21 protein-coding genes and 1 pseudogene are annotated in these 21,860 nt (G+C 71.9%); 4 read left to right on the forward strand and 18 right to left on the reverse strand.

Annotated features, from left to right (window positions below; translation table 11 throughout):
- Window positions 1-29 precede the first annotated feature (29 nt).
- The 3 genes from ACOBQB_RS21875 to leuA all read right to left on the reverse strand — a co-directional run bounded on the left by ACOBQB_RS21875 (window position 30) and on the right by leuA (window position 4,967).
- Window positions 30-2,126: an MMPL family transporter gene (locus tag ACOBQB_RS21875; protein WP_423593841.1), complete on the reverse strand. Its 2,097-nt coding sequence runs from the start codon at window positions 2,124-2,126 to the stop codon at window positions 30-32.
- Window positions 2,127-2,326: 200 nt separating this feature from the next.
- Window positions 2,327-3,064 carry a TerB family tellurite resistance protein gene (locus tag ACOBQB_RS21880; protein WP_423593842.1) on the reverse strand — a complete coding sequence of 246 codons (738 nt, stop codon included), beginning with the start codon at window positions 3,062-3,064 and terminating at the stop codon, window positions 2,327-2,329.
- Window positions 3,065-3,236: 172 nt separating this feature from the next.
- A complete protein-coding gene (gene leuA / locus ACOBQB_RS21885) occupies window positions 3,237-4,967 on the reverse strand; it encodes a 2-isopropylmalate synthase (RefSeq protein WP_423593843.1) in 1,731 nt (576 codons plus the stop codon).
- Window positions 4,968-5,258: 291 nt separating this feature from the next.
- Between leuA and ACOBQB_RS21890 the strand changes: the two genes are divergently transcribed.
- From ACOBQB_RS21890 to ACOBQB_RS21905, 4 genes are all read left to right on the forward strand, one after another.
- Window positions 5,259-6,338: a M4 family metallopeptidase gene (locus ACOBQB_RS21890; protein WP_423593844.1), complete on the forward strand. Its 1,080-nt coding sequence runs from the start codon at window positions 5,259-5,261 to the stop codon at window positions 6,336-6,338.
- A 42-nt stretch (window positions 6,339-6,380) separates the two neighbouring features.
- Entirely contained in the window at window positions 6,381-6,647 is a 267-nt protein-coding gene (locus tag ACOBQB_RS21895; RefSeq protein ID WP_423593845.1) for a protealysin inhibitor emfourin, read from the forward strand.
- 107 nt (window positions 6,648-6,754) lie between these two features.
- Entirely contained in the window at window positions 6,755-8,119 is a 1,365-nt protein-coding gene (locus ACOBQB_RS21900) for a GH1 family beta-glucosidase (RefSeq protein ID WP_423593846.1), read from the forward strand.
- On the forward strand, window positions 8,116-9,354 hold the full coding sequence (locus ACOBQB_RS21905) for an MFS transporter (protein WP_423593847.1): 1,239 nt from the start codon (window positions 8,116-8,118) through the stop codon (window positions 9,352-9,354). The genes ACOBQB_RS21900 and ACOBQB_RS21905 overlap by 4 nt, the downstream gene beginning before the upstream one ends.
- Here ACOBQB_RS21905 and ACOBQB_RS21910 read toward each other — a convergent pair.
- The 15 genes and pseudogenes from ACOBQB_RS21910 to ACOBQB_RS21980 all read right to left on the reverse strand — a co-directional run bounded on the left by ACOBQB_RS21910 (window position 9,338) and on the right by ACOBQB_RS21980 (window position 21,797).
- Window positions 9,338-9,985, reverse strand: coding sequence for a TetR/AcrR family transcriptional regulator (locus ACOBQB_RS21910; RefSeq protein WP_423593848.1), 648 nt, complete (start codon window positions 9,983-9,985; stop codon window positions 9,338-9,340). The genes ACOBQB_RS21905 and ACOBQB_RS21910 overlap by 17 nt on opposite strands.
- Before the next feature lie 132 nt (window positions 9,986-10,117).
- Window positions 10,118-11,080 carry a GTPase Era gene (era, locus tag ACOBQB_RS21915; RefSeq protein ID WP_423593849.1) on the reverse strand — a complete coding sequence of 321 codons (963 nt, stop codon included), beginning with the start codon at window positions 11,078-11,080 and terminating at the stop codon, window positions 10,118-10,120.
- Window positions 11,081-11,187: 107 nt separating this feature from the next.
- Window positions 11,188-11,541, reverse strand: a complete 354-nt coding sequence (locus tag ACOBQB_RS21920) for a cytidine deaminase (protein ID WP_423593850.1) — start codon at window positions 11,539-11,541, stop codon at window positions 11,188-11,190.
- Between the two features lie 187 nt (window positions 11,542-11,728).
- Window positions 11,729-11,929, reverse strand: a pseudogene (locus ACOBQB_RS21925) (XRE family transcriptional regulator); the annotation flags it as partial.
- A 60-nt stretch (window positions 11,930-11,989) separates the two neighbouring features.
- The gene (locus tag ACOBQB_RS21930; RefSeq protein ID WP_423593851.1) at window positions 11,990-12,235 is read right to left on the reverse strand and encodes a DUF397 domain-containing protein; all 246 of its coding nucleotides are present in this window, start codon (window positions 12,233-12,235) and stop codon (window positions 11,990-11,992) included.
- 46 nt (window positions 12,236-12,281) lie between these two features.
- Window positions 12,282-12,647: an MmcQ/YjbR family DNA-binding protein gene (locus ACOBQB_RS21935; RefSeq protein WP_423593852.1), complete on the reverse strand. Its 366-nt coding sequence runs from the start codon at window positions 12,645-12,647 to the stop codon at window positions 12,282-12,284.
- Entirely contained in the window at window positions 12,644-13,948 is a 1,305-nt protein-coding gene (locus ACOBQB_RS21940) for a hemolysin family protein (RefSeq protein ID WP_423593853.1), read from the reverse strand. The genes ACOBQB_RS21935 and ACOBQB_RS21940 overlap by 4 nt, the downstream gene beginning before the upstream one ends.
- Before the next feature lie 5 nt (window positions 13,949-13,953).
- A complete protein-coding gene (gene ybeY / locus ACOBQB_RS21945; RefSeq protein ID WP_423593854.1) occupies window positions 13,954-14,451 on the reverse strand; it encodes an rRNA maturation RNase YbeY in 498 nt (165 codons plus the stop codon).
- Window positions 14,452-14,463: 12 nt separating this feature from the next.
- Entirely contained in the window at window positions 14,464-15,477 is a 1,014-nt protein-coding gene (locus tag ACOBQB_RS21950) for a PhoH family protein (RefSeq protein ID WP_423593855.1), read from the reverse strand.
- Between the two features lie 123 nt (window positions 15,478-15,600).
- Window positions 15,601-16,704 (reverse strand): carbohydrate kinase family protein, encoded by a 1,104-nt coding sequence (locus ACOBQB_RS21955; RefSeq protein WP_423593856.1) that lies wholly within the window; start codon window positions 16,702-16,704, stop codon window positions 15,601-15,603.
- Between the two features lie 66 nt (window positions 16,705-16,770).
- A complete protein-coding gene (locus ACOBQB_RS21960) occupies window positions 16,771-18,075 on the reverse strand; it encodes a glucarate dehydratase family protein (protein WP_423593857.1) in 1,305 nt (434 codons plus the stop codon).
- Between the two features lie 56 nt (window positions 18,076-18,131).
- Window positions 18,132-19,319 (reverse strand): macrolide family glycosyltransferase, encoded by a 1,188-nt coding sequence (locus ACOBQB_RS21965; RefSeq protein WP_423593858.1) that lies wholly within the window; start codon window positions 19,317-19,319, stop codon window positions 18,132-18,134.
- A 157-nt stretch (window positions 19,320-19,476) separates the two neighbouring features.
- Complete coding sequence (locus ACOBQB_RS21970; RefSeq protein ID WP_423593859.1) at window positions 19,477-20,478, reverse strand: adenosine deaminase; 1,002 nt, start codon at window positions 20,476-20,478, stop codon at window positions 19,477-19,479.
- A 44-nt stretch (window positions 20,479-20,522) separates the two neighbouring features.
- On the reverse strand, window positions 20,523-21,428 hold the full coding sequence (locus ACOBQB_RS21975) for a ribonuclease Z (protein WP_423593860.1): 906 nt from the start codon (window positions 21,426-21,428) through the stop codon (window positions 20,523-20,525).
- 15 nt (window positions 21,429-21,443) lie between these two features.
- The gene (locus ACOBQB_RS21980) at window positions 21,444-21,797 is read right to left on the reverse strand and encodes a histidine triad nucleotide-binding protein (protein ID WP_423593861.1); all 354 of its coding nucleotides are present in this window, start codon (window positions 21,795-21,797) and stop codon (window positions 21,444-21,446) included.
- Between the last annotated feature and the right edge of the window lie 63 nt (window positions 21,798-21,860).

The following is a 21,860-nucleotide window of genomic DNA, read 5'->3' on the forward strand; positions in this document are numbered from 1 at the left end:
GAGGAGGGACGCCCGCGGGAAGGACGCGGTCAAGGCGCGGGCACCCGGACGCGTTCGGCCTCGGGCGCGGCGGGCGCCGCGGGGCGGGGCCGGGACAGCGGGCCCGGCCACCACACCTTGCGGCCGAGCGCCACGCTCGCGCTGGTCACCAGGTACGTACGCACCAGGAACGTGTCCAGGAGGACGCCGACCGCGATGACGAAGCCCAGTTCGACGAGTTGGACGAGGGGCATGTTGGTCAGCACGGCGAACGTCGCGGCGAGCACGAGTCCGGCGGAGGCGATGACGCCGCCGGTGGTGCGTAGCGCGGTGAGCGCGGCCGCCCCCGGTTCGGCGCCCTTCAGGCCCTCTTCCCGCATGCGGTGCATCAGGAAGATGCCGTAGTCGACGCCGAGCGCGACGAGGAAGACGAAGGAGAGCAGCCCGAGCCCCGGGTCGGTGCCCTCGAACCCGAAGAGCGGCTCGAAGACGAGCCCCGCGATGCCGAGCGAGGCGCCCCACACGGCGACGACCGCGGCGAGCAGCAGCAGGGGGGCGACGAGGCTGCGCAGCAGGGCGACCAGGATCAGCAGCACGGCCGCGAGCACGAGCGGCACGACGATGGCGCGGTCCCGGGCGTTGGTGTCCTTCAGGTCGAGTTGCTGGGCGCCGGCTCCGCCGACGTACGAGCCGTCGAGCCGGTCCCGCAGCGTCTTGATGGTGACGGTCTCCCCCGCCGACTCGGACGCGGACGAGGCGAGGACGGAGACCTCGGTCCAGCCCTTGGCGGTACGTCCCCGCTGCGCGCTGTCGACGCCCTTGGTGGCCCGGATCTCGGCGAGGGCGTCGCGGGCGCGGTCGGCGGGGGTCATGACGGTGATGGGCTGGGTGCCGCGTTCGGGGTAGGCGGCGGCGAGGGTCTCCATGGCCGCCACCGAGTCGGGGGTCTTGGTGAAGGAGTCCTCCTGTTTGAGGGAGTCGGGCAGGTTGAAGGCGCCGAGGGCGAGCGCACCGAGCAGGACGGCTCCGGAGGCGAGGACGGTGAGTGGCCTGCGTCCGGCCGAGCTGCCCATGGCGGCGAAGAGGGAGCGCCGCTGCTTGGGCGTGCTGCCGAAGGCGGGGACCAGCGGCCAGAACACCCGTCGGCCGAGGAGCACCAGGATGGCCGGGAGCAGCGTCAGCATGGCCGCGAGCGCGGACAGCACGCCGAGGGTGCCGAGCGGGCCCATGCCGCGGCTGCTGTTGAGGTCGGCGGCGAGCAGGCAGAGCAGGCCCGCGGCGACGGTCCCGGAGGAGGCGAGCACAGCGGGCCCGCAGCCGCGCAGGGCGGCGACCATGGCGTCGTAGGGCTGTTCGATCCGGCGTAGTTCCTCGCGGTAGCGGGCGACGAGGAGCAGGGCGTAGTCGGTGCCGGCGCCGAAGACGAGGATGGTCATGATGCCGGAGCTCTGGCCGCTGACGGCGGTGTCGAAGGCCTGGTTGAGTCCGTAGGCGGCGGCCATCGCGAAGTAGTCCGCGATACCGGCGACGGCGAGCGGTACGAGCCACAGGAACGGGCTGCGGTAGATGAGGATGAGCAGCAGCGCGACGACGCCGGCGGTGGTGTAGAGCAGGGGCCCGTCGAGGGAGTTGTAGACCTCGCTCGCGTCGGTGTCCAGGGCGCCGTTCCCGCCGACGTCGACGCTCAGGCCGCCTTCGCCCCGGGCTGTGTCGCGCACGTCGTTGACGAGGGCGTCCCGTTTCTCCTCGTCCTGGCCGGGCTCGGTGGTGGCGACGGGGTACATCAGGGTGGTGCCGTCCTTGGAGGGCACGCCTTTGGGCTCGGCGACGAGCTGGCGGGCCTCCGCTATCTCGGCGACCTGCTGCCCCGCGGTCTCACGGTCGGCGGCGGTCAGCCCGCTGTCACGGTGGTAGACGAGCACCAGCTCGGTGGCCTCACCCCCCGGCAACTGGTCCTGGATCTTGGCCACTTCGGTCGAGTCGGCGCTCGCCGGGAGGTAGTCGACGGGCCGGTCCCTCTGGACGTCGGAGAGCTTGGCGGCGAAGGGCGAGGCGATCGCGAGGACGACGACCCACAGCCCCAGGAACACCCAGGGAACGGCGCGTCGCCGCCGTCGTGACGCGGTGATGGACGGTACGGCCCCCATGACGGGCCTCCTTCGGCAGGGATGACAAGTTCGGGGTCAACCCTTCCGGGAAGCGCGCCTCGATCCGTCGGGCTCGGGGGCGAGTTGGCGCTTACGCCGCCGGGAGGCGGGGGGCGGCGCGTACTCCCGGCGGAGTACGCGCGGGTGCGGCGCGCGGGTGCGGCGCGCGAGTGCGGCGCGCGAGTGCAGAAGCTTCGGTGTCAGGACGGTGTGCGCGCCGCCACCAGGAGGCGGGTCACGTCCTCGGAGCAGATGGTGAGCGCGCACCCGGCCGTGGCGAGGACGTCGCGTTCGGCAGGGGTGTAGGGGCCGTCGGCCAGGGCGATCCGGGCGCCCTGGAGGAGCAGTGCCTCGCGTCCCGCGGGGGCGAGGTGCGGGGCGAGGGGGCCGAGCGCCTCGTGGAGTTCGATGGCGAGGCCGGGGGCGGGGGCGCAGTCGGGCTCGGTGGCGCGGCCGGTGTCGGCGGCGAGCGCGTCGACGAGGGCGACGAGCCGCTCCCCGGTGCAGTCGTCGTGGCCCGCGGCGCGCAGCGTGCCGACGGCCGTGTCGAGCGCGGCGCGCGCGGGGGCGCCGCCGGTGGAGAGGACGGCGAGGACCACGGTGTGGACGGCGTCGCGCAGCATCGCGGAGAGCCGCGTGGTGGTGGGGTGGTCCAGGACGTCGGGGTCGAAGAGGTCCTGGCAGGCGGCGCACTGGATGACGGGTCCCGCGGCGCCGCGCGGCACGACCGGCAGGCCGAGCAGGACGAAGCGGCGCCGCCCGGTGAGCCGCTGGTAGTTGCGGTCGCCACCGCAGGCGGGGCAGAAGAACTCGCCGTCGCCGACGGTGTCCCAGGCGGTGTGCATGCCGATCACCCGCCGGTACAGGGCCCGCCCGCGTGAGACGGGCCTGGCGGAGATGCGGGCTTCTCGGCTGTTCGGTCCCGGTTCTGGCTGCACCACACACCTCCGTAACTCCCCGGCTGCATTGCCGCGTTGGCGTGATGTTAGCCACATCGGTGATGCGACGTCAGCACCTCGCACAGGAGAGCGAGCCGGAGGTGGCCGGGACATGACGCGGCCCCGCCCGCCACAGGGGCGGGCGGGGCCGGTGGAACCGCCGGTGGGGGCGTCAGCGCGCGGCGCGGTTGACGGCCGACACGACGGCCTTCAGCGAGGCGCGCGTGGTGTTCGCGTCGATGCCGATGCCCCACAGCACCTTGTCGCCGATCGCGCACTCGATGTACGAGGCGGCCTGCGCGGACGCGCCCTCGCTCATCGTGTGCTCCTGGTAGTCCAGCAGGCGTACGTCGATGCCGATGCCCTGCAGCGCGTCGAAGAACGCGGAGATCGGGCCGTTGCCGGAACCGGTCAGGACGGTGTCGGCGCCGTCCAGCGTGGCCTCGACGGTGAGGGTGTCGACGCCGTCGGTGTCGGTCGTCGTCTGGCCGTTCTTGACCTGAATCCGCCCCCATCGAGCCGCGGCGTTCTGGGGGTTCGGCAGGTACTCGTCCTGGAAGACGCTCCAGATCGCCTCCGGGGTCACCTCGCCGCCCTCGGCGTCGGTCTTCGCCTGGATGATCTTCGAGAACTCGATCTGCATGCGCCGCGGCAGGTCCAGCTTGTGGTCGTTCTTCAGGACGTACGCGATGCCGCCCTTGCCCGACTGCGAGTTGACGCGGATAACGGCCTCGTAGGAGCGGCCGACGTCCTTGGGGTCGATGGGCAGGTACGGCACGGCCCACTCGATGTCGTCGACGGTCTTGCCCTGACCCGCCGCCCGGCTCTCCAGCGCGTCGAAGCCCTTCTTGATGGCGTCCTGGTGGGAGCCGGAGAAGGCGGTGTAGACCAGGTCGCCCGCGTAGGGGTGGCGGGGGTGGACCTCCATCTGCGTGCAGTACTCGTACACGCGCCGGACCTCGTCGATGTCGGAGAAGTCGATCTGCGGGTCGACGCCCTGGCTGAAGAGGTTCATGCCCAGCGTCACCAGGTCGACGTTGCCGGTGCGCTCGCCCTGGCCGAACAGGCAGCCCTCGACGCGGTCGCCGCCGGCCATGACGGCCAGCTCGGCGGCGGCGACGGCCGTGCCGCGGTCGTTGTGCGGGTGGATGGACAGGCAGACGAACTCGCGCCGGGAGAGGTTGCGGGACATCCACTCGAAGCGGTCCGCGTGGGTGGCGGGCGTGGAGCGCTCGACCGTGGCGGGCAGGTTCAGGATGATCTCGCGGTCGGCGTCGGGCTGCCAGACGTCCATGACGCCCTCGCAGACCTCCAGGGCGAAGTCCAGCTCGGTGTCGGTGAAGATCTCGGGGCTGTACTGGTATCCGAACGTCGTACGGTCGTCCAGCAGCTTGTCGGCGTACTCCATGACCAGCCGGGTGCCGTCCACGGCGATCTGCTTGACCGCGTCGCGCGAGCCGCGGAAGACGACGTCGCGCCAGACGGGCGCGGTCGCGTTGTACAGGTGGACGGTCGCGCGGCGGGCGCCCTTCAGGGACTCCACGGTGCGCTCGATCAGCTCTTCGCGGGCCTGCGTCAGGACGGAGATCGTCACATCCTGAGGGATCGCGTCCTCGTCCTCGATGATGGAGCGCACGAAGTCGAAGTCGGTCTGGCCCGAGGAGGGGAAGCCGACCTCGATCTCCTTGTAGCCCATGCGTACGAGCAGGTCGAACATGGCGCGCTTGCGGGCCGGGGACATGGGGTCGATCAGCGCTTGGTTGCCGTCGCGCAGGTCGGTGGAGAGCCAGCGGGGGGCGACCGTGATGCGCTTGTCCGGCCAGGTGCGGTCGGGGATGTCGACCTGCTCGTACTGGCCGTACTTGTGGATCGGCATGGACGTGGGGCGCTGGAAGTTCGGCATGTGCGGGGCTCCTCGGAAGTGTCCTGAAGGACGGCCGACGGTCTAAGCGCAACGCCGAACTCCGCGGGGAGGGGGTCGGCCTCGACTACAGGCCCTCGCCGCGGCAGCTAAGGAGAAGCAGCCCGAATCGCATGATGTGCCGCAGCCTAGCCGAGCCGCGCTCTGCGCGCGGGCCCGTATCAGTATGCGGGACCGCCGCCGGATAAACCTTCAGTGGTGATCAATCCCTCTATTTCAGGAATCATGGTTGCGGCTAGTGACAGCGGCATAACTCAGTGCCACATTGCCGCCATGACCGCCAACCCGGCAGGCTTCGAGCCTGTCTTCTGCACCATCGTGCCGCCCCACGTCCTGGACACCCTCGCCAGGCACCAGGACCCGGCGCTCGCCGCGCCCGCCCGCCGCACCCTGGAGCGGGACGCCGTCGAGCGCACCCGCCGCCGCCTGACCACCGTCATCGGCGCGCCCGCCGTGGCCCTGCCCGAGGGAGCCGCGGCGGACAAACCGCACCGCACGATCCACGACGCCGGGCACCGCACGGAGCTGCCGGGCCGCAAGGTGCGCGGCGAGGGCGACAAGCCCGGCAAGGACGCCACCGTCAACCGCGCGTACGCGGGGCTCGGCGCGACGTTCGAGCTGTTCCAGAAGTCCTACGAACGCAACTCCATCGACGGCGGCGGCCTGCCGATGAACGCCACCGTGCACTACGGCGAGGACTACGGCAACGCCTTCTGGAACGGCGAGCAGATGGTGTTCGGCGACGGCGACGGCGAGATCTTCCTGGACTTCACCATCCCGGTGGACGTCATCGGCCACGAGCTGACCCACGGCGTCGTCCAGTACACGGCGAACCTCACCTACTTCGGCCAGCCCGGCGCCCTGAACGAGTCGCTGGCGGACGTTTTCGGCTCGCTGATCAAGCAGTACACGCTCGGCCAGACCGCCCGGGAGGCCGACTGGCTGATCGGCGCCGGCCTGCTCGCCCCGCGCGTCACCGGCAAGGCCCTGCGTTCGATGAAGGAGCCCGGCACGGCGTACGACGACGACGTGCTCGGCAAGGACCCGCAGCCCGCCGACATGGACCACTACGTCAAGACGGGCCGCGACAACGGCGGCGTGCACATCAACTCCGGCATCCCCAACCGCGCGTTCTACCTGGTCGCTGAGGCGCTCGGCGGCCACGCGTGGGAGCGGGCCGGCCAAATCTGGTACGCCGTGCTGACCGGCGGCGAGCTGGCGCAGGACGCCTCCTTCGAGGACTTCGCGAAGCTGACGGTGGCCGCCGCGCGCGAGAAGTACGGCGAGGGCAAGGAGCTGAAGGCCGTCACCGACGCGTGGTCCACGGTCAAGGTGCCGGTCTCCAACGGCTGACGGCGGCTACCGGCCGCCCACACGGTGGAGTAGACAGGAGCCATGCGTATCCAGGTGAAGCGCACGGGCGGGTTCGCGGGCATCGACCGGCACGCCGAGGTGGACACCTCGGCGCTGGCCGATGCCCCCGAGTGGCACGTGCTTGCGGAACAGGCCTTGACCGACGGTCGCGACACGCCCGCCATCGGGGTGCCGGACGGCTTCCACTACCAGCTGACGGTGGACGGGCGCACGGTGTACTGCTCGGATCCGCGGCTGACCGACGCCCAGCGGAAGCTGATCACGCGCGTACTGAAGGAGGGCTCATAAGCAGGGAAGGAGGGCTCGTGAGCGGGACGGGTAAAACCTGAGCGCTGTTCATGTTCTCGGCGCACGCCCATTGACTTCCGTACTCGGCGGTACGGAAGATCCCGCCCATGGCAGCGACTGCGGCGAGCCCGATATCCCCCTTTCCCCGCGACTTCCTGTGGGGCGTGTCCACCTCGGCCCACCAGATCGAGGGCGCCGCCGACGAACGCGGTGCCTCGGTGTGGGACGCGTTCACGGCCGTGCCCGGCAGGGTGAAGGACGGCACGACGGCGGCCGTCGCCTGCGACCACTACCACCGCTACCGCGAGGACGTGGCGCTCGTCCGTGACCTCGGCGTGGACGCCTACCGCTTCTCGGTCTCCTGGCCGCGGGTACTGCCCACCGGCGCGGGCGCCGTGCACCCGGCGGGCCTGGACTTCTACGACCGCCTCGTCGACGAGCTGTGCGCGGCGGGCGTGCGGCCGGTCCCGACCCTCTTCCACTGGGACACCCCGCTGGCCGTGCAGGAGGCGGGCGGCTGGCGCAGCCGCGACACCGCCGAACGCTTCGCCGCCTACGCGGCCGTCGTCGCGGCCCGCGTCGGCGACCGCGTCGAGAAGTGGATCACCCTCAACGAACCCGCCGAGCACACCCTGCTCGGCCACGCGCTCGGCCAGCACGCGCCCGGGCAGCGGCTCCTGTTCGACGCGCTGCCGGCCGCCCACCACCAGCTCCTCGCGCACGGCCTCGCCGTTCAGGCGCTGCGGGCGGCGGGCGCGCGGGACATCGGCATCGCCAATTCCCACGGCCCGACCTGGCCCGCGTCGGCCGCCGAGGAGGACACCGCCGCCGCCGACTTCTACGACGTACTCCTCAACCGCCTCTTCGCGGACCCGCTCCTGCTCGGCCGGTACCCGGACGGCTACGGCGATGTGATGCCGTCGGACGATCTGGACGCGGACCTGGAGATCATCTCCGAGCCCCTCGACTGGTACGGGATCAACTTCTACCAGCCGACGAAGGTGGGCGCCCCGCTCCGGCACCCGCACCCGTATCCCACCGAGTTCTCGGGCCTCACCCTCCCGCCCGAACTCCCCTTCGCTCCCCGGGAGATCGAGGGATACCCGGTCACGGACTTCGGCTGGCCGGTCGTCCCCGAGGCCCTCACCGAACTCCTGACCGCCTTCCGCGACCGCTACGGCGACCGCCTCCCGCCACTCGTGATCACCGAGAACGGCTGCTCGTACGAAGGTCTCGACGACCAGGAGCGGATCGCCTACCTGGACGGGCATCTGCGGGCCCTTCACCGGGCGCTGGAGGCGGGCGTGGACGTGCGCGGCTACTTCGTCTGGTCGCTCATGGACAACTTCGAGTGGGCCGAGGGCTACCGGCGGCGCTTCGGCCTCGTCCACGTGGACTACGCCACGCTGGAGCGCACCCCGAAGGCGTCCTACCACTGGCTGCGCGAGGCCCTGCGGGCGCGGCGCGGATGACCGCCGACGCCCTGCGGGAGCCGACCGAGCGCGTCGGCCGGGGCTGGACGGGCGCCCTGGCGCTCGCCAACGGCGCGATCTGGGTGGGCTGGTACGGCCCGCTGCAAATCCTGCTCGCAGCGCAGGCCGAGGAGCTGGCCCCGGCGGGCACGTCGAAGGAGACGGTGCTGGCCTGGGTGACGGGCGTCGGCGCGGTTGTCTCCCTCGCGGCGAACCCCGTCTTCGGCGCCCTGTCGGACCGTACGACGTCCCGCTGGGGCCGGCGCACCCCGTGGATCGTGGCGGGCACGGCGGGCGGCGCCGCCGCGCTCCTGCTGCTGTCGGCGGCGGACTCCGTGTGGTGGATGGCGGCCGGCTGGTGTCTGGTGCAGCTCACCCTGAACGCGGCGTTCGCCGCCGTCACCGCCGCCGTGCCGGACCGGGTGCCGCGCCGCCGGCGGGGCGCGGTCGGCGGCTGGCTGGGGGCGGCGCAGCTGCTCGGCGTGGTGGCCGGGACGGGCCTGGCGACGGTGGCGGGCGGCACGGTCGCGGGGTACGCGGCGTGTGCGGTGTTCACCGTGGCGGGCGTGCTGCCTTATGTCGTACGCCATCGCGACCTGCGGCTGGCGGCCGCCGACCGCCCACCGTGGCACTGGAGGGGTTTCGTGCGCGGCTTCTGGCTGAGCCCGCGGCGCCACCCGGACCTGGCCTGGGCCTGGCTGACCCGCTTCCTGATCAACGTCAGCAACTCCGTGGTGCTGCTCTACCTCCTGTACTTCCTCCGGGACCGGCTGCACCACGGGGACCCCGAGGGGGGCGTGCTGATCCTGACGGCCGTGAACGGCGCGACGATGCTCGCCACCGTCGTGTTGGGCGGCGCCTGGTCGGACCGGGTGGGTCGGCGCAAGCCCTTCGTGCTCTGGGCGGGCACGCTGATGGCGGCGGCGACGGGACTGCTGGCCCTGTGGCAGACCTGGCCGGGTGCGATCGTCGCGGCGGCGCTGCTCGGCGTCGGCTTCGGCGTCTTCACGTCGGTCGACTTCGCCCTGATGACGGACGTGCTGCCCACGGCCATGGACCGCGGCAAGGACCTCGGCGTCATCAACATCGCCAACTCCCTGCCGCAGGTGGCCGCCCCGGCCATCGCGGCGCCCGTCGTCACGTATCTCGGCGGCTACCGCGTGCTGTATCTGACGGCGGCGGTGATCGGCCTGGCGGGGGCGGTCCTGGTGACGCGGATCAGGGGCGTGGAGTGAGCCCGGCGGCCACCGAGGCAGCGGCGGCGTCCGGCGCGTCCCCGGCGGCGACGGCGAAGTCCCGCAGGGTTCCCGTGAGCACGTCGTCCGGTGTGTGGTCGCCCAGGATGTAACCGGCGCGGGCGAGCTGGGCGATGCCATGCATGGAGCCGAAGAGCTGGCGCACCAGCAGGTCCGGGTCGGCGTCCGCCCGGAAGCGGCCCGCCGCCACGCAGCGGCGGATCGCGTCGCGCGGGAAGCGCATCAGGGACGTGCCCATCCGCCGGTCGGCGTCGGAGAGTTCGAATCCGGCGAGCGCGGAGCCGCCGAACATGACCGCGTAGACATCGGACTCGGCGCGCGCGAACTCCTGGTAGGTCCGGCAGAGCCCGGCGAGTTCGGCCACGGGGTCCGCGCCCCGCTCCAGGCCCTCCGCCCGCGCCCGGAACCGCTCGAAGCCCTCCCGCATGAGCTCGCGCACGAGCTCGGGCATGGAGCCGAAGTGCGTGTACACGGCCATCGTCGAGGCCCCGACCTGTTTGACCAGGCGCCGTGCGCTGAGAGCCGCGGGGCCCTGTTCCGCGAGGACGCGCGCGGCCTCGTCGAGGAGGAGACGGCGGATGTCGGCCGCGTCGCGTTTACCGGTGGGCACGGACGAAGCGTAACGCCGTCATGAAAATAACAGCGTTATGCTGCTCGCGGCGCAGCGGCGGGACGGGGGTCCACCGCTGCGCCTCGTCATGCGGCCGGACAGAAGCCCGGCGCGGTCAGAAGCCGAGCGCGGTCAGAAGCCGAGCTTGCGCAGCTGCCGGGGGTCCCGCTGCCAGTCCTTCGCCACCTTCACGTGCAGGTCGAGGAAGACCGGCGTACCGAGCAGCGCCTCGATCTGCTTGCGGGACTTGATACCGACGTCCTTGAGCCGCTTGCCCTTGGGGCCGATGATGATGCCCTTCTGGCTGGGCCGCTCGATGTAGACGAACGCGTGGATGTCGAGCAGCGGCTTGTCCGCGGGCCGGTCCTCGCGCGGCAGCATCTCCTCGACCACCACGGCGATGGAGTGCGGCAGCTCGTCCCGTACGCCTTCGAGCGCGGCCTCGCGGATCAGCTCGGCCACCATGACCTGCTCGGGCTCGTCGGTGAGGTCGCCCTCGGGGTAGAGCGCGGGGCCCTCGGGCAACAGCGGCACGATGAGGTCGGCGAGCAAACCCACCTGCTGGTCGCCGACGGCCGAGACGGGCACGATCTGGGCCCACTCGAAGCCCAGCTCCCTGCCGAGCTGGTCGATGGCGATGAGCTGCTCGGCGAGCGTCTTGCTGTCGACGAGGTCGGTCTTCGTCACGACCGCGATCTTCGGTGTCTTCTTGATGGAGGCGAGCTCCTTGGCGATGAAGCGGTCGCCGGGGCCGAGCTTCTCGTTCGCCGGCAGGCAGAAGCCGATGACGTCGACCTCGGCCCACGTGGTCCGTACGACGTCGTTCAGCCGCTCGCCGAGCAGCGTGCGCGGCTTGTGCAGCCCGGGGGTGTCGACCAGGATCATCTGGGCGTCGGGCCGGTGCACGATGCCGCGCACCGTGTGCCGCGTGGTCTGCGGCTGGTCCGCGGTGATCGCGACCTTCTTGCCGACCAGAGCGTTCGTGAGGGTGGACTTGCCCGCGTTGGGGCGGCCGACGAAGCAGGCGAAACCGGCGCGGTGGACGGCCTCGGACGGCTCGGCTGATGACGGGGTACGAACGCTCATGGCGCCCATTGTCCCTGATCCCGGGAGCCCCGCCGCACCGCGAGCCCCCACGGACCCGGCGGCGGCCGCCATCCGGACCCCGCGACCCCCTTCCCGCACCGGGCGGTCAGCCCGTCTCAGCCCGCCTCGATCCGGGCCCTGACCTCCCCGTCGGCCCCCGCGAGGAAGACCGGCGTACCGGCCCCGCCGAGGTCGCGCACGGCGGCGAGATCCTCCGTGGTGAGGGCCTCGGCACCGGAGACCACGGCGGCGGCCTCCAGCGACTCGGCCCCCGAGGCGACCGCCATCGCCACGGCGGTCCGCAGCGCGGACAACCGAAGCGACTCAAGGTCCACGGTCCCCGCCACGTAGGTGCGGCCCGTCTCGTCCCGCACGGCCGCGCCCTCGGGCACGCCGTTGCGGGCCCGGGCCGAACGGGCGAGGGTGACGATCTTGCGGTCCTCGGGACCGAGGTCGGTGCTCTGCGTCATGGCATGAGCATAAAGAGCGCCCCACCCGCCCCGGGAGTCACCCCGCCCGCACGAGAGGCACCTCGGACGTCACCCGGCGACGGAGCGGATCCCCTCTCGTCGGCCCCGCGCCGAGGCCCACGTCTCCCGGCCGCCCCGCTCGACCTCGGGCAGCGGGTTGAGCCCGGCGAGCCCGTACAGGTGGTGCCCCGACGCCGACGAGCACGGCGACCTCCTCGCGACGCAGCCCGGGCGCGCGCCGCCGCCCACCGCCTCCCGGGAGCCCCGCCGCCTTGGGAGTGACCCTCGCCCGGCGGCTCATCAGGAACTCCCGCAGCTCCCCGAGCCTGCGCGCCTTGGCGCCGTCCGACGTACCGGAGGCGTCCGCGACCGACGCCGCCGATGCCATGGGGGTGGCGCTCCCGCGCCTGACGGGCCCGCCGACGCACCTGACGAGGGCCCGGCCCGCTCAGCGGCGGGCCGTCGCGCCGTCCCGTGAAGGGTGGGGCGCGACGGCCGGAGCCGGTCTCGCGGCCAGGACGAGGAAGGCAGCCCAGGCTTGTGGGCGGAAGACGAGCACGGCCCCGCGAGGACGCGTGGAATCGCGCACCAGGACCGACTCACCGTTCCCGGCGGCCTCGACGCATGACTCGTCTTTGGTGTCGCTCGCGTTGCTCCGCCCCTGCACGCCGATGGCGAGGGGTTGTTGGGACACTCTGCCGAGTGGGCCCGTGTCTCAGCGGCCGCTCAGGGCTCAGGGCTCAGGGGCGATTCAGCCGCAGCCGCTGGGCGCGGGGCAGGCCGGCGACCACCAAGTCGTACGAGTCCTCGATGAGTTCCCTGAGCTGCCGGGCGGGGAGGGTTCCGCCGGTGCCGTCGACCGTCACCGTGTTCCAGTGGCGCTTGTTCATGTGCCAGCCCGGGACGATCTCCGGGTGCGCGGCGCGCAGCTGGACCGCCAGGTCCGGATCGCACTTGAGGTTGACGGTGAGCGGGCGGGCGCCGAGGGCCGTGAGCGCGAACATCTTTCCGGCCACCTTGAAGACCGAGATCTCCGGCGTGAAGGGGAAGTCCTCCGCCGCGTCGTTGCAGGAGAGGCAGAATGTCCGCAGCTCCTCGGGGGTCACTCGGGCTCCCCCTCCGCCGTCGCCCCGGCCGCCGCGACCGGCTCCACCAGCACCGTCACGATCTTGTTCCGGCGGCCCGCGGCGGACTCCGCGGTGAGCCTCAGCTCCCGGGCGTCCGGCAGCGGCACGACCGCCGAGGCGCCCGCGATCGGGACGCGGCCCAGCTGCTTGGCGAGCAGCCCGCCGACCGTCTCGACGTCCTCGTCGTCGAACCCGTCGAACCCGAAGAGCTCCCCGAGGTCGCCGATGTCGAGCCGCGCCGTCACGCGGTAGCAGCCGTCCGCCAGCTCCTCAACGGGCGGCAGCTCACGGTCGTACTCGTCGGTGATCTCGCCGACGATCTCCTCCAGGATGTCCTCGATCGTGACGATGCCGGCCGTGCCGCCGTACTCGTCGATGACCACGGCCACGTGGTTGCGCTCCTGCTGCATCTCGCGCAGCAGGTCGCCGGCGTTCTTCGTGTCGGGCACGAAGGTGGCGGGGCGCATGGCCGTGGAGACCAGCTCGGACTCGCTGTCGCGGTTGATGTGCGTCTTGCGGGCCAGGTCCTTCAGGTACACCATGCCGACGATGTCGTCCTCGCTCTCCCCCGTCACGGGTATGCGCGAGAAGCCGGAGCGCAGCGCGAGGGTGAGGGCCTGGCGGATCGTCTTGAACCGTTCGATGGCGACGAGGTCGGTGCGGGGCACCATGACCTCGCGTACCAGGGTGTCGCCGAGCTCGAAGACGGAGTGCACCATGCGGCGCTCCTCGTCCTCGATCAGGGACTCCTTCTCGGCGAGGTCGACCATCGCGCGCAGCTCGGCCTCGGAGGCGAACGGGCCGCGCCGGAAGCCCTTGCCGGGCGTGAGGGCGTTGCCGATGAGGATCAGCAGGGGCGGGATCGGGCCCATGACGCGGGCCAGCGGCAGCAGGACGTACGCCGCCGCGGTCGCGGTGTTCAGCGGGTGCTGGCGGCCGATGGTGCGCGGGGAGACGCCGACGGCGACGTAGCTGACGAGGACCATCACGCCGATGGCGATGGCGAGGGCCTCCCAGGTGCGGTCGAACTCCTTGAGGCAGGCGTACGTCACCAGGGCCGAGGCGGCCATCTCGCACACCACGCGCACCAGCAACGCCACGTTGAGGTAGCGGGTCGGGTCGGCGGCGACCTGCGCGAGCTTCGCGCTGCCGCGCCGCCCGGAGCGGACCGCCTCGTCGGCGCGGAAGCTGGAGACGCGGGCGATGCCCGCCTCGGCGCACGCCGCGAGCCATGCGACGACGACCAGGGCGACGGCCCCGGCGATCAGCTGGAAGCTCATGGCGTTCAGGAGACGGTGGGCGCCGGGGAGGGGCCGGTGAGGCCCTTCTCGCCGCGCCAGCCGTCGACGATCGCGGCCTGGAGCCCGAACATCTCGGCCTTCTCGTCCGGCTCCTCGTGGTCGTACCCGAGCAGGTGCAGCACTCCGTGGACGGTCAGGAGCTGGAGCTCCTCGTCCATGGAGTGCTGCGTCGGGGCGTCCTTGCCCTGCTGGGTGGCGACCTCGGGGCAGAGCACGATGTCACCGAGGAGGCCCTGCGGGGGCTCCTCGTCGTCCTTCATGGGCGGGCGCAGCTCGTCCATGGGGAAGGACATGACGTCCGTGGGCCCGGGCAGGTCCATCCACTGGATGTGCAGCTGCTCCATGGCGTCGGCGTCCACCACGATCACCGAGAGCTCGGACAGCGGGTGGATGCGCATCCGCGCGAGGGCGTAGCGGGCGATGTCGAGGATCGCCTGCTCGTCGACCTCGGTTCCGGATTCGTTGTTGACGTCGATCGACATGGTGGTGCTGGTCTACTTCCCGTCGCGGCTGTCGTGCTGCTCGTACGCGTCGACGATACGGCCGACCAGCTTGTGCCGTACGACATCGTCGGACGTGAGCCGGGAGAAGTGGATGTCCTCGACGCCCTCCAGGATCCGCTGGACCTCGCGGAGCCCGCTTTTGGTACCGCCCGGCAGGTCGACCTGGGTGATGTCACCGGTAATGACGATCTTGGAGTCGAAGCCGAGGCGGGTGAGGAACATCTTCATCTGCTCGGCGCTGGTGTTCTGCGCCTCGTCGAGGATGATGAACGCGTCGTTCAAGGTGCGACCACGCATGTAGGCGAGGGGCGCCACCTCGATCGTGCCCGCCGCCATCAGGCGCGGGATCGAGTCCGGGTCGAGCATGTCGTGCAGGGCGTCGTAGAGCGGGCGGAGGTACGGGTCGATCTTCTCGTAGAGCGTGCCGGGCAGGAAGCCGAGCCGCTCGCCCGCCTCGACCGCGGGCCGGGTCAGGATGATGCGGTTGACCTGCTTGGACTGCAGGGCCTGCACGGCCTTGGCCATGGCGAGGTAGGTCTTGCCCGTACCGGCGGGCCCGATCCCGAAGACGATGGTGTGCTTGTCGATCGCGTCGACGTACCGCTTCTGGTTCAGGGTCTTGGGACGGATGGTGCGCCCGCGCGACGAGAGGATGTTCTGTGTGAGGACCTCGGCGGGGGTCTCCTGCGCGCCACCGCCGTTCTCGTCCGCCCTCAGCATGGCGATCGAGCGTTCCACTGCGTCCTCCGTCATCGGCTGACCGGTGCGGAGCACCAGCATCATCTGGTCGAACAAGCGCTGGATGAGGGCGACTTCGTGGGCCGCGCCCACGGCGCTGATCTCATTGCCCCGGACATGGATGTCGGCCGCCGGGAAGGCCTTCTCGATCACGCGCAGGAGAGCGTCGCCGGAGCCGAGGACGGTCACCATCGGGTGCTTCGCCGGGACCGTGAAGTGGGCTCGCGCCTGGTCCTGCGCCGTGTGGGTCGTCGGTGTCTGAGTCATGGGTCGGCTCTGAAGGCCTGCTCATCCTCCTCGTGCGGGGTGCGGGGGCCGCTCGGCGGCCTTGCACTGCCAAGGGTACGACGCGGCACTGTCAGTGCCGTAGGGCTTTTCGGCCGGGGGCGGCTACGCGGAGCGGAAGCCGATGGTCGGCACCGCCCTGCGCAGCGGCCACGGGCGGCTGGCGGCCGGCAGGAGGTCCTCCAGGAAGCTGTACCGCCGCAGCGCCACGGGGTCCTGCTCGTCGAACTCCCGTACGCGCCGCCACCAGGCCCCGACCTCCGCCCAGCCGGGCGCGGACAGGGAGCCGCCGAACTCCTGCACGGAGAGCGCCGCGGTGAGCCCGGCGAAGGCCAGCCGGTCGGCCAGCGGCCACCCGGCCAGCGTCCCGGTGACGAAGCCCGCCACGAAGACGTCACCGGCCCCGGTGGGGTCCAGCGCCTCGACCTCGATGGCCGGCACCTCGGCGGTCTCGCCGGTCCGCGCGTCCACCGCGTACGCCCCTTCCGCACCCAGCGTCACCACCGCCAGCGGCACGTGGTCGGTCAGGGCCCTGGCCGCGGCCCGCGGGCACGACGTACGGGTGTAGCGCATCGCCTCCTCGGCGTTCGGCAGGAACGCCTCGCAGTGCGCCAGGTCGGCGAGCCCGGCGAGATCCCACCGCCCGGTGTCGTCCCAGCCGACGTCGGCGAAGATCCGGGTGCCGCTGCGGGCGGCCTGCCCGATCCAGGGGGCGCGGGCGCCGGGCGTCAGGGAGGCGACGGCGGCGCGGGCGCGGGGCGGGCAGGAGGGGGCGCCGCCGTCCGGGGCTTCGGCGTCGGGGGGCGGCTCGTGGCCGTGGCTGACCATGGTCCGCTCACCCTCGTACGCCATGGAGACCGTCACGGGCGTGTGCCAGCCGGGCACGGTCCGCGACGAAGCGAGGTCGATGCCCTCGCCCCCTTCGAGGGCGTCCCAGCAGTACTCCCCGTAGTGGTCGTCGCCGAAGGCGGCGGCCAGGGACGTATGCAGGCCGAGACGGGCGAGCGCGGTCGCCATATTGGCGACGCCACCGGGGCTGGACCCCATGCCGCGCGCCCAGGACTCGGTCCCGCGCACGGGCGCGGAGTCGAGCCCGGTGAAGATGATGTCGAGGAAGACCGTGCCGGTGAGGTAGACGTCACAGGCCGGATCACCGGCTCTGCGGGCCGCCTTCAGCGGGTCGACGGTGGGCTGTACGGGTACGACCATGCAGGCAACGTAACGGACGACGCGCCCTGGAGGCCGGGGATACCGGTGTGCCGCGGGGTGCGGGCGCTACCAGCGCGGCACCGCCGGAGTCGTCCACCGGGGGTCGACCGCCCGCATCGCCGCCGCGTCGTCCCGCTCCCGCAGGGCGCGGAAGCCGTCGTCGAGCCAGCGCGCGTGCAGGGCGGCGAGCTTGGCGTGGTCCAGCTCCACGCCGAGGCCGGGGGTGTCGGTAACCGGGATCTTGCCGTCCGTGAACCGCAGGCGGGAGGTCAGGACGTCCTCGGACTGCCAGGGGTAGTGCGAGTCGCAGGCGTGGCCGAGGCCGGGCACGGTCGCCGCCACGTGGGTCATCGCGGCGAAGCTGATGCCCAGGTGCGTGTTGGAGTGCATGGAGACGGCGACCCCGAACGTCCGGCACACCGCGGCCAGCTCCCGCGTGCGCCGCAGCCCGCCCCAGTAGTGGTGGTCGCAGAGGACGACCTGCACGGCGCCCTTCGCGAAGGCCTCCGGGATCTCCTCGAAGGTCGTCACGCACATGTTCGTGGCCAGCGGCACCGAGGTGCCCGCCGCGACCTCCGCCATGGCGGGGGTGCCGAGCGCGGGGTCCTCCAGGTACTCCAGTACGTCACCGAGTTCGGCGGCGACCTTCAGCGAAGTCTCCACGGACCAGGCCCCGTTGGGGTCCAGCCGCAGCGGCCTGCCCGGGAACGCCTCGGCGAGGGCGCGGATCGCGGCGATCTCCTCCTCCGGCGGGAAGACACCGCCCTTGAGCTTGAACGACCCGAAGCCGTGGCGCTCGGTGAACAGCCGGGCCTGGGCGACGATCCCCGCCGGGTCGAGGGCGGCGCCCCAGCCGTCGTCCGGCTCGCTCGCGCGGCCCGCCGGATGCTCGGCCCACTTGTAGAACAGGTAGGCGCTGTACTCCACCGCGTCCCGCACCTTGCCGCCGAGCAGGGCGTGCACGGGCAGGCCGAGCGCCTTGCCGAGCGCGTCCAGGCAGGCCACCTCGAACCCGGAGACCACGGACAGCCGCAGCTTGTCGGCGCTCTGCACGCCGCGCAGACCGCCGACGTCGACGGCCTCGTCGACCCGGGCGGCGTCCACGGCCACCTCGTCCGCGAGTGTGAACAGCCGGTTCACGTCGCAGACCTTGCCCCCGGGCAGCCGCTCGGCCAGCGGCCGCGCGAGCTCCAGGTACTTCCCGTCACCGTACGTCTCCCCGATCCCCGTCACCCCGCCCGCCGTGACCACCTCGACGATGAGACGCGGCGTGTAGGGCTGATGGACACCCTGGGTGTTGAGGAGCGGGGGATCGGCGACCAGGACCGGCGTGAGGCGGACATCCGTGATGACCAAACTCTGTCCATACATGAGAACGGAGACTAGGTATACGAACAAGGCCCGTCAATGGTGCGCGGGGCCGGTCACTACAGCTCCGCCTCGATCAGCTCCGCCGCCCGTGACGTGCCGCCCTCCGCCCGGACCTCCGCCCTCAACCGCCCGCAGCGCCCGGCGACTTCGGGGTCCGACACCAGAGCCAGCAGGGCCGACCGCAGCGCTCCAGCCGTCGCGTCCGCCGTGTCCAGGCGCCGCGCCACGCCCAGCTCCACCAGCCGGTCCGCGTTCATCGGCTGCTCGGCGCCCTGCGGTACGGCGATCATCGGCACCCCGGTGTACAGCCCCTCACTGGAACTCCCCATGCCGGCATGGGTGACGAACGCGTCGGCCTGTTCCAGGATCGCCAACTGCGGCACCCAGGAGCGGACTTCGATGTTCGCGGGCAGCTCCCCGCCCAGCTCGGCCGGGTCGACATGCTTGCCGATCTGGAGGACGACGTGCCACCCCGGAAGGTCCCCGAACGCGGACACGCAGTGCCGGTAGAACTCCGGCTGCTTGGTGTACGCCGAGCCGAGCGAGACCAGGAGCACCTTCTCGGCACCCTCGGGACGCGTCCAGCTCCCCTGCCGCGCACGGTCGCCGAAGCACGGCCCGACGAAGTCGACCCTGGGGTCGACGGTGTCGGCGTACGGCTGCATGGCCCGCGGGATCGTGGCGAGGGCCCGCGGCGGGACCCCCGAGAACTGGGCGACGTCCAGCGTGGTGGCCCCGCACCCGGCGAGCCACCCCTTGAAGCGGGCCTCCAGGGCATCGGCGCCCGGCAGCCGCGCGAGGTGCGCGCCGACGTCCTCCTGGTAGCCGCCCCAGGCCACGAAGGTCGGGGACAGCTGCACCACGGGCCGCCCCTGCGCCTCGGCGAGCGCCCGGCCGACGTACGCGCCGATGTCGTACAGATACAGGTCGGCGGGGTCGTCGTCGTATGCCGCGCGCAGCCGCGGCAGCACCGCCATCGCGTCATCGAGGAAGAGCGCGCTCGCCTCGATCGGGTCGTCGGGCCAGATGTTGTCGCGGTGCGGGAGCGTCGAGTCGTACGGGACGAGTTCGGCGCCGGTGGGCTCGATCAGCCCGGCGGTCGCGGGGTCGTTGGCGTACGTCACGCGGTGGCCGCGCGCGGCCAGCTCACGGATGATCTCCAGGCCGGGCAGCACATGGCTGACCATCGGGACGCCGATCATCGCGATATGGGCACGCCGACGGGAGGGTCCACGGGATGACATGAGAGTTCCTTCGCGTACAGAGAGCTACGGATTCGTGACAGGCACGACGGGCCGCCGCCTCAGCCCCGAAGGGCGGGCGGGGGCCGTGTGAGGCCGTGTCAGCCGTAGATCTGCGCGATGGAGTCCATGTCAAGGACCGTAACCCCGCCGACCGTGCTCAGTCGAACGAATAAGCCTCGACCTCGGCGAGGTACCGCGCCCGCAGCTCCTCGTCCGCCGCGTCCCGGTCGAGGAAGGCCGCCTCGAAGGAGTTCCGCGCGAGCGTGCGCAGCTGCTCCTGGCCGATGCCGAGCGCCTCGTGCACGGCGTGGAAGGTGTCGTCGACGTATCCGCCGAAGTAGGCCGGGTCGTCGGAGTTGACCGTGCACATCAGTCCGGCGTCGAGCATCCGCGCCAGGGGGTGTTCTTCGAGGATGTCGATGGCGCGCAGCCGGACGTTCGAGAGCGGGCAGAGCGTGAGCGGCACGCGCTCGCGGACCAGGCGCTCGACCAGCTCCGGGTCCTCCATGCAGCGCAGCCCGTGGTCGACGCGCTCGACGCGCAGCACGTCCAGGGATTCGGTGATGTACGCGGGCGGGCCCTCCTCGCCGGCGTGCGCGACGAGCCGCAGTCCCAGGGCGGCGGCGGCCTCGTACACCTCCTTGAACTTGACCGGCGGGTGGCCGACCTCGGCGGAGTCCAGGCCGACGCCGATGATCCGGTGGAGGTAGGGCTTGGCGGCCTCCAGCGTCTCCATCGCGGACTCGGCGGACTGGTCGCGCAGGAAGCACATGATGAGCCGCGTGGAGACGCCGTGCCGCTCCTCGCTGTGCTCCAGCGCGCGGGACAGGCCCTCGATGACGGTGCCGATGGATACGCCGCGCGCGATGTGTGCCTGCGGGTCGAAGAAGATCTCCGCGTGCCGCACGCCCTGGGCGGCGGCGCGGGTGAGGTAGGCGTCCGCGAGTTCCTCGAAGTCGGCCTCGGTGCGCAACACGGCCATCAGGCTGTAGTAGAGGTCCAGGAAGGACTGGAGGTCCTCGAAGAGGTAGGCCTTGCGCAGCTCTTCGGTGTCGGCGTAGGGCAGCTCGACGTCGTTGCGCGCGGCCAGCGCGAAGGCCAGCTCGGGTTCGAGGGTGCCTTCGATGTGGAGGTGGAGTTCGGCCTTGGGGATCGGCATGGTGCGGTCTCGCTCAGTTCTGTGCTGGGTGTGCGGTGGGGGTCTCAGGTTCGCTTGGGGAGGGGGACGCGCGACAGGTCGCGGGCGACGGTGAGTTCGCCGTCGAAACCGGCGGCGCGGGCCTGCTGTTCGTAGACGCCCGGGTCGGGGTAGCGCTGGCTGAAGTGCGTCAGTACGAGATGCCGCACGCCCGCGTCGACGGCCACCCGGGCGGCCTGGCCGGCCGTCAAGTGGCCGTGGTCTTCCGCCAGTTGTATGTCCTCGTCGAGGAACGTCGACTCGATGACCAGCATGTCGCAGCCCTCGGCGAGCGCGTACACGCCGTCGCAGAGCCGGGTGTCCATCACGAAGGCGAAGCGCTGCCCGCGCCGCACCTCGCTCACCTCGTCCAGCGTGACGCCGCCGAGGGCGCCCTCCTTCTGGAGCCGCCCGACGTCGGGCCCCTTGATGCCGCGCTCGGCCAGCAGCTCCGGCAGCATGCGTCGTCCGTCGGGTTCGGTGAGGCGGTAGCCGTACGACTCGACGGGGTGGGAGAGCTTCCGCGCGTCGAGAGTGTACGAGGGGGTGGCGGCCAGCGGGCCGTCGGCGGCGACCGGGGCCTCGGTGAGCGCGACGGTCTCGCGGTACGCCGTCGCGTACCGCAGCCGGTCGAAGAAGCGCTGCCCGGACGCCGGGTAGTGGGCGGTGACGGGGTGCGGGACCCGGTCGAGGTTGAGGCGCTGGATCACCCCGGCGAGGCCGAGGCTGTGGTCGCCGTGGAAGTGCGTGACGCAGATCCGGTGCAGGTCGTGCGCGGCGACCCCGGCGCGCAGCATCTGCCGCTGCGTGCCCTCGCCGGGGTCGAACATGATGCCCTGGCCGTCCCAGAGCAGCACGTAGCCGTTGTGGTTGCGGTGCCGGGTCGGGACCTGGCTGGCGGTGCCGAGCACCACCAGTTCACGTGACGACAAGAGGGGCCGGCCCCGCTATCCGGGAGGCCACTGGAGGCCGCGGCCGCCCAGGACGTGCGCGTGCGCGTGGAAGACGGTCTGCCCGGCGCCCGCACCGGTGTTGAAGACGATGCGGTAGCTCTCCGCGGCCTCCTCGGTAGCGACCTCCTGGGCCTCGCGCAGCACGTCCGCGGCGATCTGCGGCTCGGCGGCGGCCAGCGCCGCGGCGTCGGGGTGGTGCACCTTGGGGATCACCAGGACGTGCGTGGGGGCCTGCGGGTTGATGTCGCGGAAGGCGAGGGTCGTCTCCGTCTCCCGGACCTTGGCCGCCGGCACCTCGCCCGCGACGATCTTGCAGAACAGGCAGTCGCTTCGCGCTTCGCCCGCCATGGGTCCGGCCTCCTCAGGAGCAGTGATCAGTACGCACGGAATGCTATCCCTCCGCGCCGCGCG

The sequence above is a fragment of the Streptomyces sp. G5(2025) genome (assembly GCF_049542075.1).
GTDB lineage: Bacteria > Actinomycetota > Actinomycetes > Streptomycetales > Streptomycetaceae > Streptomyces.

Bases quoted from the DNA above. Each gene is read 5' to 3' on its own strand.
- ACOBQB_RS21875 (WP_423593841.1), bottom strand. From the start codon at position 2,126: ATGGGGGCCGTACCGTCCATCACCGCGTCACGACGGCGGCGACGCGCC.
- leuA (WP_423593843.1), bottom strand. From the start codon at position 4,967: ATGCCGAACTTCCAGCGCCCCACGTCCATGCCGATCCACAAGTACGGC.
- ACOBQB_RS21890 (WP_423593844.1), top strand. From the start codon at position 5,259: ATGACCGCCAACCCGGCAGGCTTCGAGCCTGTCTTCTGCACCATCGTG.
- ACOBQB_RS21895 (WP_423593845.1), top strand. From the start codon at position 6,381: ATGCGTATCCAGGTGAAGCGCACGGGCGGGTTCGCGGGCATCGACCGG.
- ACOBQB_RS21900 (WP_423593846.1), top strand. From the start codon at position 6,755: ATGGCAGCGACTGCGGCGAGCCCGATATCCCCCTTTCCCCGCGACTTC.
- ACOBQB_RS21905 (WP_423593847.1), top strand. From the start codon at position 8,116: ATGACCGCCGACGCCCTGCGGGAGCCGACCGAGCGCGTCGGCCGGGGC.
- era (WP_423593849.1), bottom strand. From the start codon at position 11,080: ATGGGCGCCATGAGCGTTCGTACCCCGTCATCAGCCGAGCCGTCCGAG.
- ACOBQB_RS21920 (WP_423593850.1), bottom strand. From the start codon at position 11,541: ATGACGCAGAGCACCGACCTCGGTCCCGAGGACCGCAAGATCGTCACC.
- ACOBQB_RS21940 (WP_423593853.1), bottom strand. From the start codon at position 13,948: ATGAGCTTCCAGCTGATCGCCGGGGCCGTCGCCCTGGTCGTCGTCGCA.
- ybeY (WP_423593854.1), bottom strand. From the start codon at position 14,451: ATGTCGATCGACGTCAACAACGAATCCGGAACCGAGGTCGACGAGCAG.
- ACOBQB_RS21950 (WP_423593855.1), bottom strand. From the start codon at position 15,477: ATGACTCAGACACCGACGACCCACACGGCGCAGGACCAGGCGCGAGCC.
- ACOBQB_RS21955 (WP_423593856.1), bottom strand. From the start codon at position 16,704: ATGGTCGTACCCGTACAGCCCACCGTCGACCCGCTGAAGGCGGCCCGC.
- ACOBQB_RS21960 (WP_423593857.1), bottom strand. From the start codon at position 18,075: ATGTATGGACAGAGTTTGGTCATCACGGATGTCCGCCTCACGCCGGTC.
- ACOBQB_RS21965 (WP_423593858.1), bottom strand. From the start codon at position 19,319: ATGTCATCCCGTGGACCCTCCCGTCGGCGTGCCCATATCGCGATGATC.
- ACOBQB_RS21970 (WP_423593859.1), bottom strand. From the start codon at position 20,478: ATGCCGATCCCCAAGGCCGAACTCCACCTCCACATCGAAGGCACCCTC.
- ACOBQB_RS21980 (WP_423593861.1), bottom strand. From the start codon at position 21,797: ATGGCGGGCGAAGCGCGAAGCGACTGCCTGTTCTGCAAGATCGTCGCG.